Below are 12625 nucleotides of genomic sequence, written 5' to 3'. Positions count from 1 at the left end.
ATGATTTCGCTTAGAAACAGAGCTAGCAAAGCGGCCTTTGGGCGTGTGCGATCGCTCAAATCGTCCTTTGCCCGTAAGCTACCGTTGTCTAGCATTCCCGTTGAGACGCTAGCGGGCATTACGGTCGCACTGGCATTGATTCCAGAGTCGCTGGCGTTTGCGGCGATCGCCAAAGTCAATCCTATGGTGGCGCTGTATACCTCCTTCAGCATGGCGGTTGTGATTGCTCTGGCAGGTGGTCGCCCAGCGATGATTTCAGCGGCTACCGGGTCAATGGCACTGCTCATGACCACTTTGGTGGCACAGCATGGGGTCGAGTACCTTTTTGCCGCCACCATTCTAACGGGAATCATTCAGTTTCTCATCGGCATTTTTAAGCTGGGGCGCTTCTTCAGCTTCATTCCACAAACGGTCATTTCAGGGTTTGTGAATGCGCTTGGCCTTTTGATCTTTCTGGCACAGGTGCAGCAATTACCAGGAGAACCCTGGCACGCGTATGTCATGGTTGCTGCCACGCTTGCGATCGTCTACCTGTTCCCTCGCCTTACAAACCGCGTGCCATCGCCTCTGGTCGCGATCGTGACGATGACCGCTGTGACGATCGCAGCACACCTTCCTATTCGTCGCGTGGGCGATATTGGCGAGATTACGCGTAATCTGCCTGTGTTCCACCTGCCCCACGTCACTTTCTCGCTGGAAACACTAGCGATTATTTTGCCGTACTCGCTGACGCTGGCGATCGTGGGCTTACTGGAATCGTTGCTGACTGCGGCGCTGCTAGATGATCTCACCGAGACGCGCAGTTCTAAAGATAAGGAAGTGCGCGGTCAGGGCATTGCCAACATGGTAACGGGCTTTCTGGGCGGCATGGCGGGATGCGGGATGGTAGGACAGTCCTTAATTAATGTGCGATCAGGTGGTCGTCGTCGCTTATCAACCGCTGTGGCAGGTGCATTCTTGTTGTTTTCTATCTTCGTGCTGCGAGATATAGTGCAGCAGATTCCGATGGCAGCGCTGGTGGGCGTGATGATTATGGTGTCCTTTGAAACGTTTGACTTTAGCTCACTCAAAACGCTGCGAACGATGCCTCTGGGTGAAGCGATCGTCATGCCCTTTACCGCTGCGATCGCGCTCCTCACTCATGACCTGGCAAAAGGCGTGCTTGCCGGAGTGATCTTGAGTACGCTGATGTTTGGCTGGCAATTGGCTCAAGTACGGGCAACGCTATCGGTCGATCGTGATGGTGCCAGACTTTATGCGCTATCAGGACAACTGTTTTTTGGCTCTGCTACCAACTTTGTCAATCTCTTCGGCTATAGTGCCGATTCTCCTCGTGTCGTGATCGATTTTAGCCAGTCCCATGTCTGGGATTATGCAGCAGCAGCGGCGATCGCCAAAATCGTCGCAAAATACCACCGATTCGATACACAGGTAACGCTGATGGGTCTGAATGCCGATAGCTATCAATTGATCCGACGCGCTGGGGTACCAGAGCAGGCGATTCATGCGAGTAGCGTGGGACTGTCAGTTTGACTACATTGGGGCGTGATGGGGCGGAAGCGGAGGGAGCAGGGGAAGCGGAGGGAGCAGGGGAAGAAGAAGGTAGAAGGTCGGAGGAAAGGTTTCTAGCTGTACAGGCAAAGCCGATGTATTCTCAGTAAAGACAGGGGTTTTGCCTCAATGCCACCAGAAACCCGCACTGCTCTTAAACGGTTATGTCAGTAGATTTTAGCCTCATTCAAAGTCTCAAATATGGGTTGATTGTGTCCTGTCAGGCTCCGATCGACTCGCCCATGCACGCACCAGCAGTCATTACGGCAATGGCGCAGGCTGCCATTAACCAGGGAGCTATCGGTGTGAGATTGGATACCCCTGCTCATGTTGCAGCCGTCCGTGCCCAAATTGTGGCTCCGATCGTTGGGCTTTGGAAACAGCAAATCCCTGGGTTCGAGGTCTACATTACACCGCAGTTTCACCATGCAGAGGCGATCGCGCAGGCAGGTGCAGATGTGATTGCGATCGATGCGACCAATCGCGATCGTCCGGGTGGTGAGACGGTTACCTCTCTCATTACCCGCATTCATGAGGAACTAGGTAAACCCGTAATGGCAGATGTGGATACATTGGAAGCGGCGATCGCGGCGGCTAAGGCTGGCGCGGATTTGGTTGGCACTACGCTTTATGGCTATACCGCCGCTACACAACAGCAGACGCCCCCTGGATTTGATTTGCTAGCGGCGATGGTAACGGCGATCAAGGTGCCCATCATCTGTGAAGGTGGCGTTGCGTCGCCGCAAATGGCTCGGAAGGCGCTAGAACTGGGCGCCTATGCGGTGGTAGTTGGCACGGCGATTACGGGCATCGATCTCCAGGTAAAGGCTTACAATGCCGCCATCCAACAGCAGTAGGCTCTGGGGTTGAGATGCCTGTTTGCATCCAGTTTAGGCGGCCTCTACTGCTTCGGTTGTCCGTTTTAAGATAATCATTTCGGTGCCAACAACCGGGCTACGTGCGAGCAGTTTTCCGGCATCATCCACCAGTTCCAGCTTGAGAAAATCCAAATTCTGCGATCGACTCAACAGTTCGCGCGCCAGTTTGTCTTGCTGCGATCGACTCAAGCCGTACCATCCATTGCTGACATGGACAATCAAGCGACTGCTGCGAAAGTTTGCTTGTACGGATTGCACTAACCCGTTGGCATACTGATTGCTGATTGCAGCAACCTGATTTTGAATCCGAGCAATGAGGGTTTGCTCTGGCGTGAGTTTGAGTGGAGGTGGTGAAGGCGATGGCACCACTGGAGGTGGACTGCTTTCGATCGGTTTAGGGGCTTCCGGTGCTTTCACAATAGGAGGAATCGGGATCGGTGTGGATACAGGGGATGGTGAAGGAACAACTGTCTCAGCAGGCGGGGCTTTGGCGACAGTTGTCGGCTGTGTTCGATCGGGTAAAAGAATAGAGGTTGACCACAGCAACAGCACAACACCACCGACGATCGCGCCTGTGAGAGCCTGATCTGACCACTTACGATTGATCGAGGCAGGCAAGCGATCGCGCACTTGCCGCAGCACTCCCCGCCACGATCGCCAAAGCCGTCGACCGATCGTTTGAAGTTGCCCTTGTAGGGGTTCCGCCTCAAGCGGCTGTGTCCGTTTACCAGGTCGCGATCGAGTGGATGCTGCTGGTGCGGTGCTCTTTGGTGCTTGCTTCAGTGCAGGCTCTGCTTCCAAACGCTCAACCGCTTGTTCAAGAAGACGAATGGTACCCTTTAATGCTTTGATGCCCTGCTGCTTGACCAGCGGTTGGGCCGCTACCACCGCTTCACCCGCAAGTCGTAACAACGTTTGCGGTAAGACTTCGTCATTCGTTGGACGGGGTCTTCGTATAGAGGTCGATTGCGCATCACCCGAAACTGGAGAAGGTGCCACAGCCCCAGATGGCGTTGCCGACTCCAAATCTGCTTCTGTTTGCCCTGATGAAGTGTTCACAGTAGCGTCTACTGATTCAGGCGATTTCGCTAACTCCAGATCTGCCTCCGTCTGGCCTAACGAAGTAGCCGCTACGTTCTCTGAGGCTAGTTCCGACGGTTCAGGAGCCATCGGTTCTGATGATGAAGGCTGTTCTGCTGACATAAATTTCTCTCCCAGGCAGCACAAACAGACTCAAACGCGCTAAATTCTTACGGGTGCCACCTCAGCAGCATCAATCTTACCAGCTATTCACGCCTCAGCGTTTAGCGGTCAGCCTTCAGCGGTCAGCCTTCAGCCTTTCCCCCCTTCCCCCTTATGAGTCTCAGTCGTCGTCAATTCTTAATTTTAGGTGGAATCGTTGGCGGAGTTGGTGCCGCGACGCTAGTACACAAAGCTTGGACGAGCGCTGTAAATCGTCCCTCGATCGCTCCTGCAACCAGCACCTCATCAACAGCAGCAACGACAACCGGACAGACAGTAACGGCGGCGAAAACCGCGATCGCGCCTAAAGGGCTGTTTGCGCCTGTGCGGGGTGATGTGCGCATTGCCGTCATTAGCGACCTGAATAGCGCCTATGGCTCTACAGATTATGAGGCGGAAGTGCTGAAGGCGATCGCCCTCATTCCCGGTTGGGAGCCGGACGTTGTGCTGGGTGGCGGTGATATGGTGGCAGGCCAATCACCCTCCCTCAGTCGTGACCAAATTCAGGCCATGTGGGATGGCTTTGAACGGCACATTGGCGCACCCCTCCGCAAAACGGGATTGCCTTTTGGGTTTACGATCGGCAACCACGATGCCTCTGGTGCGCTGTCGGTCGGCGGCAAGTTTTTGTTTGGCCGCGATCGTGAAGCCACAGCCGCCTACTGGAACGCACCAGGGCACAATCCCAACCTGGAATTTATCGATCGGGCTGGGTTTCCCTTCTACTACACCTTTCAGCACAAAGACATTTTTTATCTCGTCTGGGATGCATCGACCTCGCAGATTCCACCGGAACAAATCGCCTGGGCAGAAAAAAGCTTGGCAAGCGCAACAGCACAGGCCGCTAAAATGCGCTTTGTCATCGGACATCTGCCCCTTTATGCCGTTGCCGTTGGACGAGATGAGCTTGGCGAAATTATTGCGGGTGCTGACAAGCTTCAGGCCATGCTCGAAAAGCACAACGTTCATACCTATGTCAGCGGGCATGATCATGCATACTATCCTGCCCACAGCGGCAAGCTAGAACTGCTCCATACCAGTGCGCTAGGGGCTGGCCCACGCCCCTTACTCAACAGTCAACTTGCGCCTTTCAAAACCCTGACGGTGATTGATGTCGATTGGAGCACTGCCGCAACCCGTTACACGACGTACAACATGACCACCCTTCAAGTGGTTGATCACAAGACCTTGCCCCGCTTGATTGTCGGGCCGACTGGCAGAGTGTTGCGTTTGGATGTGCAGGAAAGCGATTTGACGGCAGCAGAGCGATCGCTCACCTTTACGCCAAGCAGCTAAGGGGAATAAATTTCCAGCGTTCAGCGAGCCGTCAGCGTTCAGCTTTTCTCTAAGTGCTAAATCACTCATCAAAAGCCTGTGATGGTTTAAGCTTTCAACTGCCGCAAAGCTGACGGCTGAAAGCTAGCTCAGATCTCACAAAGCAAATAGGATTGCTATGCTCACGTCAAATATTTAGCGAGTGCACCACTAAACGCCTCGTAGGGCTTAGCGCCAACCACTGTTTCGGCTAGTTCACCGTCTTTAAAGAACATGACGGCAGGAATGCTGCGGATGCTAAAGCGCTTGGCGATCGACTTGTTCGCATCGAGGTCGAGCTTAAAGACTTTAACCCGATCGCTAAACTCATCAGCGAGTTGATCCATCAAGGGGGCAACAAGTTTGCAAGGGCCACACCAGGTCGCGGTGCAGTCCACAACAAACAGGGGTTCAGCGCTTAAAAGCGTGTCGAACTCGGCTTCGTCCTGAATATAAGCAGCAGCCATGCAATCTCCTACAAAGCTCGCATTATCTCACAGGTTCACGGTGGAGAAGAACGATTCTAGTCATACGAATACACTTTTCCTCAACTCATATTCATTGCGAGTAACAACCAACCACTTTTCTGGTACGTCCTTTCTGGTATGACTGAAAGGCTTTAGGGCTTTACAACCAACCACTGTTTTAATGAGCAGCGGTCAGCTTGGAATTTACAAAGCTGAAAGCTGACCGCTGATAGCTAAACCAAAATCATGATCACACATCAAATCGGATCGCTATATCAGTGCTTTTCTTACTGCTTATAGAGGTTTGCCCGACCACGATAGGTTTCAACCATTGTTTTTAGCTCAGCCTTCATGCTTTTCAGTTCAGTGAGCAACGCCTGTTGCTGTTGATACACATCCTGGACGGTCGCGGCTCGTTTTTTAGGCAAGACGGAATCGATCCGGGTCTGGCTCAGGTTTAACGCCTCTAGTTGCGAAATAATCACCTGCTGTTGCTTGTACAAATCAGCCATCGTAGGGTTCTGACCGGGCGGTACAGCCGTTAGCGCTTTGATTTCTGCCATCATCGCTTTTAATTCTGCCATCGTACTTTGTATCTCGTCAGACAGAACTCGCTGGGTTTCAAACATTTGCTCAATCGTCAAAGGTTTGGCTTGAGCGATGGTTGCCGCTGGTGGTGTTGTGGCTCCAACCGATACCGTAACAGACAGGATTAACAAGCTTGATAGAATGCCGTAGGTAAGTTTTTTCACGAGACATCTCCTTAATTAGTGCTATTGATTGGGGTACGCTTCCTCGATTTGGAGATTAAGTTACTGGTTAAATGAATCTTTAACTATCCTGCTGATCAAAGAACAGTAATTTTGAGATTCATCTTTAACTTAATGAAGCTTTTAGCCTCATTAAACCCATCTACTTAACCGAATCTATTGCAATAGAAGTTGTGAAAATTCTAAGCAGCTTATCTGAGAAGAAGGTTAGAACGGCATAAGGCTTAAATAAGAAAGCGGTGTATAGCCCTGTTGCCAACGCCTCCAAAAGTGATAATTTATAATTTCGCTTCGTTATCTTTGAAACAAAATGGCTTTGCTTAAAGAATTCTCATTTTCTTCTTAATCAATTCCCAGCCTTAAGTTGATCGGTTTCTTCACAATAGAGCGTGTAAGGGCGTTGCAAAAAATATAAGTGCAATGTCTACTTTTAGCTCTCACTAATGTCTTTGAAAAGGCTAAATCTATGTTAATGGACATGTCGTGCATCACGCTGACAAATGACAACTTTCAGGCTGAAGTGCTAAACGCTAAAATCCCTGTACTGGTTGACTGCTGGGCAAGCTGGTGTGGTTCTTTGCAACCAGCAAACCCTGTCTTGATTGAGCTGGCGATCGAGTTTGCTGGGCAAATGAAGCTTGGTAGATTAGATCTTGCAACGGCTGAAAATCTGGCAACACGCTATAGCATTCGCGCCGTACCAACCCTCCTCTTGTTTCAAGATGGGCAGGTGCAAGAGCGATCGATCGGCAGCGTTTCTAAGCAAAAGCTGAAGAGCAAACTCAGCGTTCTATGCTCAGTGAGACATGAGAATAGGGGTTTGGTTGGCTGTCTATGAGCTTTTCACAATTCAATCAGCTTCCAGCCGAACTTCAGGCAATGGCATCCCTGAAAATGCTTCCGGCTGGTCAAATTTTGTTTGCTCGACATGAGCCAGCAAAAGCTGTTTTTATACTCGAATCAGGTCAGATTCAGCTACTTAACTATACGGAAGATGGACAACAGATCAATCATTACAGTGTCAAAGCTGGAGAGAGTTTTGCAGAGGTGGCTCTCTTCAATGAACAGTACGTTTGCACTGCGATCGCCCATACGCCAGCCAAAGTTTGGCTGCTGCCGAAACAGTTGTTTCTGAACGCCCTCAAGCAGTACCCAGATCTTGCAGAAAGTTTCATGGAAGGGCTGGCACGACGATTGCATGAAAGCAAACTGCTGCTGGAGTTACGCAGCATTCGTTCGGCTCGAAAGCGGATTTTGCATTATTTACAGTTGCACGTGCAAACGGATGGCATCACAGTCATTCTCGATCGTCCGCTCAAAGAGCTTGCCGATGACCTGGGCTTAACTCCCGAAGCGCTATCAAGAACTTTGAAACAGCTTCATAAGGAGGGAAAAATTAATCGAAACAAACGAAAAGTTACACTGCGTAAAGAATTTCCCGAACTTGATTCCAATCATGGCGATTCCAGCACCAGCCGCTTAGACTTCGGAGCAATGTGATTTCAGGGCTTGTAGCGCTTTCCAACTCTGGCCTTATAGCAATCATTAGCTCCTAAAAAGCGACTTATGGATTTGCAGAACCTTCACCCCTATGAGCACGACCATCGCGTTCTAGAGTTCTTGGCGGCGTTGAGCTATCGATCGGGGGATCTTGGTCGCTACCTTCATGAAATTGCCTCTGGGGTCAGCCGCTTACTCCAGTCGGATTGGTCGATTGTGACCGTTTGCCAGGGCGATGCAGGGCAGATCGTAGCCAATAGCTTGGGGCAAACCGATGGGGAGGAGGGGTTTTCGGTGCATGGCACGCTGGTGAGCGAAATCAGTGAGACGGGGCAACCACTCATTATTGAAGACGTTCGGCAGGACTACAGGCAATGCAAACTACCAGAAGAGTACCTCTGCTATGTGGGAGTGCCGTTGCGTACCCTTCATGGGAAGGTGAGCGGCACGATCTGTTCCTTCTTTCGGCAGCCGCGTCAATTTACGGAGGCTGAAGTTCGCACGGTTGAGCTGTTTGCGGAACGTGCTGCCACCGCGATCGATAATTACCGCCTCTATCAGCAGCAGCAAAAGTTTAACGAGCTTTTGGAGCAAGAGGTGGCGACCCGAACGGAAGAGCTACGGATCGCTCAGACAAGGTTTGTGGAACGAGAACGCTTGGCAGCGATCGGTGAGTTTGCGGCCATGATTGTGCATGAGGTGCGAAACCCGCTCACGACAATGGTGATGGGGTTAAGCTATGCGAAAAAGCACCTTTCGACTGTCTCGGCTCACGATCGACTTGACCTCTCTCTCAGTGAAGCCGATCGCCTTCAGCAATTGCTCAATGAAATTTTGCTTTATGCCAAACCTCAAGTCTTGCAGCCTGAGAAAGTCAATATCAGTGAGTTTTTGCGTGAGCTGCTCGTCCATGTGCGGGAGTTACCCGAAGCGGTCGATCGTTCGATCGAATTTAGCAATCCTATCGGTAATGTAGAGATTTTGGGCGATTTGAATAAGTTGAAGCAGGTGTTTATTAACCTGTTTCGCAACGCCTGTGAAGCAGTTTCACCCGGTGATGTGGTCACTTGTGAACTCGTTCAGAACGCCCAAACAGAGAAAATCCTCGTTCGCATTCACAATGGGGGTGAGCCGATTCCAGCAGAGCTTTTGCCCAGGCTTACAGAACCCTTTTGTTCGACGAAAGCATCTGGTACAGGCTTGGGATTAGCGATCGTCAAACGGATTCTGACCGCTCACGGAGCCGAACTGTCCATTCAATCGGACGCACGTATGGGAACGACGGTCAGCGTCCAGTTACCGATCGCAGCCAAATCCGATCAATTCTCTCAATTTCCTTCACAGTAAGAGCACACGGTTCCGCGCCTCTACAGCCAGCTATCTGTAATGCCGTTTTATGGCATCGGTTTAAGGTGCTAATAAACCATTACTGATCAACCTTCAGGATGTCCTTAGAAGATTCTCAGTTGCGACTCAGCTTCGTTCTGCAAGCTCGACTTAACCGTTCAAACTTCTTAAGCGATGGCTCCTTCCCAGTTTAGTCAGCGTTCGCTCCTGCTTCTCTGGCAAAAACTCTCTCGCATCCAGCTTGCCACCCTGGTCATGGTAGGTGCTTTTATCTTGGCTGGAGGCATTGTCACTGCCTGGTTTGCTGGAGAGGGCACCATCAGCCAGATTTTTCAGCAGTTCAATCAATGGCAGCAGCATCCTCCCATGTGGCTTTCAGCGCCGATGATGATTGGGCAATACCTGCTGTTTTGGACGGTGGTACTGTTGCTGCTCGTGCTGGCGGTGATACGGGTGTCCCCGCATCCGCGTACCTGGTCAAGAAGGTTGGTGGTGAGCATTCTTGCGGTGCTGACGGTTCGCTACTTGCTGTGGCGATCGCTCTCTACGCTGAACCTCAGCACACCGCTAAATGGAGTATTTAGCCTGGGGCTGTTTTTTCTGGAGTTGCTGTTGTTGCTGGGCGGAATGATTCAGCTTGTGCTGCTGTTGCGAGTGCGCGATCGCAGACCCGAAGCCGATCGGTGGTCAGTGGATGTCATTAGTGGTGCGTTTACACCTACAGTCGATGTTTTAATCCCGACCTATAATGAGCCGCTGTTTATTCTGCGCCGTACTCTCATCGGGTGTCAGGCAATGGAATACGAACCGAAAACGATTTATTTGCTGGATGACACTCGACGACCTGATGTCAAAGCGCTGGCGGAAACTCTGGGTTGTGAGTACCTGACGCGACCCGATAACCGCCATGCCAAAGCAGGGAATCTCAATCATGCGCTGACTCAGACGCAGGGAGAGTTGATTGTCGTCTTTGATGCAGACTTTGTGCCGACCAGAAACTTCCTCACTCGCACGGTGGGCTTTTTTCAAGACGTGCAGGTGGCTTTAGTGCAAACGCCACAATCGTTTTACAACGCTGATCCGATCGCCCGCAACTTAGGGTTAGAGCAAGTGCTTACACCAGAAGAAGAGGTGTTCTACCGCCAAATTCAACCCATCCGTGATGGAGCAGGCGGCGTGGTTTGCTCAGGCACCTCCTTCGTGGTCAGACGGTCTGCCCTCGCTGACATTGGCGGTTTTGTGACCGAATCTCTCAGTGAAGATTTCTTTACTGGGATTCGGTTGGCGGCACAGGGCTACCGTCTGCTGTATCTCAACGAAAAGCTGAGTGCTGGTCTAGCGGCGGAGAGCATCGCTGATCAGGCATTACAGCGCATTCGCTGGGCGCAGGGAACGCTGCAAGCCTTTTTTGTCAAGGCGAATCCGCTGACCATTCCTGGGCTGCGTCCCATTCAACGGCTCGCGTATCTTGAGGGCTTACTACACTGGTTTACTAGCATTTCCCGTGTAGGGTTTCTGCTGATGCCCCTCGCCTATGCGTTTCTGGGTGTCATTCCGGTACGGGCAACCAGTGCGGAGATTTTCTATTTTTTTGTGCCGTACTATCTGGTGAATCTAAGTGTGTTTTCCTGGCTCAACCACCGATCGCGATCGGCCTTGCTAGCAGACATTTACTCGCTGGTGTTGTGTGTTCCGTTGGCACTCACGGTGATTAAAACAATGTTAAACCCCTTTGGTAAAGGCTTTAACGTCACACCTAAAGGAACATCCCGCGATCGCTTTGCGTTCAATTGGCAATTAGCCTTACCGCTGATCGTGGCGTTCGTGGCGAGTGCGTTCAGCCTGTGGACAAGTTTGGGCATTAGTTTGGCGATCGGGCTGTGGCAACCGGGAACGGCACCCGCAATGGCTGAGAAAATGAAAGGCTTCGATCTGGGGCTAACCTGGAGCATCTATAACCTGTTGACGCTAGGAGCCTCTCTGCTTGTTTTGCTGGATGTCCCTCGCCCCAGTCTGCATGAATGGTTTGACCTGCGACGAACCGTAAAGTTGCAAGTGGGTGAGCAAGTCTTTTGGGGTTCAACAACAGCAATCTCAGAAATTGGTGCTGAGGTAATGCTCACTCAGAGGGGCTTTCCGAGCCTTGCCGCTTCGATGCACCGTTCGGCAATATCCGTCGAGGTAGAAATTTTAGAAGACGGTCTGGTGCTTCAAGGCAACGCAACTTGTACCAGCGTGAAGGATGAATTTTTCACGGTTCGAGTCTTATTTGAGTCGGTTGACCTCAGCCAGCAACGGCAACTAGTCGAGATGTTGTTTTGCCGTCCCGGTCAGTGGAAGAGCCGCTGTTCTCCAGGGGAGTTGCGATCACTCTGGTTGCTGTTTAGAATCTTGCTCAAACCACGCGTGCTATTTGATCGCCATGCAGATACCAGCATCACGGCTGTAGCCAGGGGGTAGAACGCTCCCTCTAAGACTTCAAAAGCGACTATGCCCTTAATACAGCACAATACATTTGGTTTGACGATTAACCTCACAGCAACCAAAGCCTTAGATACATCGTAAGATAGCTTACCTGTTGGCAAACATCTTTTAGGAAAAAGCATTTAATAACTTCGGCATTTCTCATAGGGGCGCACGGCGGTGCGCCCCTACCTGCAAAAAATTGTCGGTTTTATTTAATCCACGATCCTTAGCTGCTGGTCAAAAGGCCATCTTCCAATGAAGAAACTTGATCGGCAACATCCATCAAGCGCGGATCGTGGGTGACGATCAATACTGTGCGATCGCTCTCTTTTGCAAGCTGTCGAAGCAATTCAATCACTGCGTGTCCACTATGGGAGTCTAAAGCCGCTGTGGGCTCGTCTGCCATGATGATTTGAGGATCACCCGCCAGGGCGCGGGCAATCGCCACTCGTTGCTTTTGACCACCAGACAAATCACGCGGCAGGTGGTTGATGCGATCGCTCAGCTTAACCTGAGCCAGCAGCTCATGCGCTAGCCGACGGCGATTAGATGATCCGCGAATGCCCTTGACCTTGAGCGCAACTTCCACGTTCTCAGAAGCGGTCAGCGCGGGAAATAAGTTGAAGCCCTGAAAGATAAAGCCAATGTTTTGCAGTCGAAAATGAGCGAGTTGCTCTCGCGTCATCTGGGTAATCTCTCGCCCCAGTAGTTTTACACTTCCAGCCGTTGGCGTTAAGATACCAGCCAGAATGGATAGCAGCGTTGTTTTGCCAGACCCAGATGGCCCCATGAGGAGGTGGATATCACCTTGTTGGATGGTCAAATCGACCCCGCGTAACACGTGGTAATTTTGCGAACCAACGTGGTACATCATTTCGATCCCCTGAGCGACGATCGCATGCTCACTCAAGCGCTTCGCACTGGTAGGAATAGACACGGTGCGATCGTGAGTTTGAATAAAATCGGCAAAATGAACTTGAGAAGCAGTCATTCGTTAAACGTCTTTGACTAATAGGTTAGATTGCACAACGGTGAGGAGCAGGGGGAGCTAGAGCGAATGATAAACACGGAGGTAAGGCTAACTTCACAC

11 protein-coding genes are annotated in these 12625 nt (G+C 51.2%); 7 read left to right on the top strand and 4 right to left on the bottom strand.

The features are described from left to right. Window positions 1-1533: a SulP family inorganic anion transporter gene (locus AC5JLP_RS28945; RefSeq protein ID WP_496071315.1), complete on the top strand. Its 1533-nt coding sequence runs from the start codon at window positions 1-3 to the stop codon at window positions 1531-1533. Window positions 1534-1715: 182 nt separating this feature from the next. Continuing rightward, window positions 1716-2408: an N-acetylmannosamine-6-phosphate 2-epimerase gene (locus AC5JLP_RS28940; RefSeq protein WP_496071314.1), complete on the top strand. Its 693-nt coding sequence runs from the start codon at window positions 1716-1718 to the stop codon at window positions 2406-2408. 33 nt (window positions 2409-2441) lie between these two features. Here the strand turns inward: AC5JLP_RS28940 and AC5JLP_RS28935 are convergent, their stop codons facing one another. Continuing rightward, window positions 2442-3632, bottom strand: coding sequence for a hypothetical protein (locus AC5JLP_RS28935; RefSeq protein WP_496071313.1), 1191 nt, complete (start codon window positions 3630-3632; stop codon window positions 2442-2444). 153 nt (window positions 3633-3785) lie between these two features. Between AC5JLP_RS28935 and AC5JLP_RS28930 the strand changes: the two genes are divergently transcribed. Then, window positions 3786-4967 (top strand): metallophosphoesterase family protein, encoded by a 1182-nt coding sequence (locus AC5JLP_RS28930; RefSeq protein ID WP_496071312.1) that lies wholly within the window; start codon window positions 3786-3788, stop codon window positions 4965-4967. 161 nt (window positions 4968-5128) lie between these two features. Here AC5JLP_RS28930 and trxA read toward each other — a convergent pair whose 3' ends face one another. Then, window positions 5129-5452 carry a thioredoxin gene (gene trxA / locus AC5JLP_RS28925; RefSeq protein ID WP_496071311.1) on the bottom strand — a complete coding sequence of 108 codons (324 nt, stop codon included), beginning with the start codon at window positions 5450-5452 and terminating at the stop codon, window positions 5129-5131. A gap of 287 nt (window positions 5453-5739) precedes the next feature. Next, window positions 5740-6204 (bottom strand): hypothetical protein, encoded by a 465-nt coding sequence (locus tag AC5JLP_RS28920; RefSeq protein ID WP_496071310.1) that lies wholly within the window; start codon window positions 6202-6204, stop codon window positions 5740-5742. 484 nt (window positions 6205-6688) lie between these two features. Here AC5JLP_RS28920 and AC5JLP_RS28915 point away from each other — a divergent pair, with 484 nt between their 5' ends. The 4 genes from AC5JLP_RS28915 to AC5JLP_RS28900 all read left to right on the top strand — a co-directional run bounded on the left by AC5JLP_RS28915 (window position 6689) and on the right by AC5JLP_RS28900 (window position 11529). Then, window positions 6689-7060 carry a thioredoxin family protein gene (locus AC5JLP_RS28915; RefSeq protein ID WP_496071309.1) on the top strand — a complete coding sequence of 124 codons (372 nt, stop codon included), beginning with the start codon at window positions 6689-6691 and terminating at the stop codon, window positions 7058-7060. Beyond that, window positions 7057-7722 (top strand): Crp/Fnr family transcriptional regulator, encoded by a 666-nt coding sequence (locus AC5JLP_RS28910; protein WP_496071308.1) that lies wholly within the window; start codon window positions 7057-7059, stop codon window positions 7720-7722. The genes AC5JLP_RS28915 and AC5JLP_RS28910 overlap by 4 nt, the downstream gene beginning before the upstream one ends. 66 nt (window positions 7723-7788) lie before the next feature. Next, window positions 7789-9069, top strand: coding sequence for an ATP-binding protein (locus AC5JLP_RS28905; protein ID WP_496071307.1), 1281 nt, complete (start codon window positions 7789-7791; stop codon window positions 9067-9069). 174 nt (window positions 9070-9243) lie between these two features. Further along, entirely contained in the window at window positions 9244-11529 is a 2286-nt protein-coding gene (locus tag AC5JLP_RS28900) for a glycosyltransferase family 2 protein (RefSeq protein ID WP_496071306.1), read from the top strand. A 232-nt stretch (window positions 11530-11761) separates the two neighbouring features. Here the strand turns inward: AC5JLP_RS28900 and AC5JLP_RS28895 are convergent, their stop codons facing one another. After that, window positions 11762-12526: an ABC transporter ATP-binding protein gene (locus tag AC5JLP_RS28895; RefSeq protein ID WP_496071305.1), complete on the bottom strand. Its 765-nt coding sequence runs from the start codon at window positions 12524-12526 to the stop codon at window positions 11762-11764. Window positions 12527-12625 lie beyond the last annotated feature (99 nt).

Source organism: Stenomitos rutilans, assembly GCF_059505485.1.
Note: the sequence above shows the minus strand (reverse complement) of the source record. Positions and strands in the feature narration are given on the sequence as shown.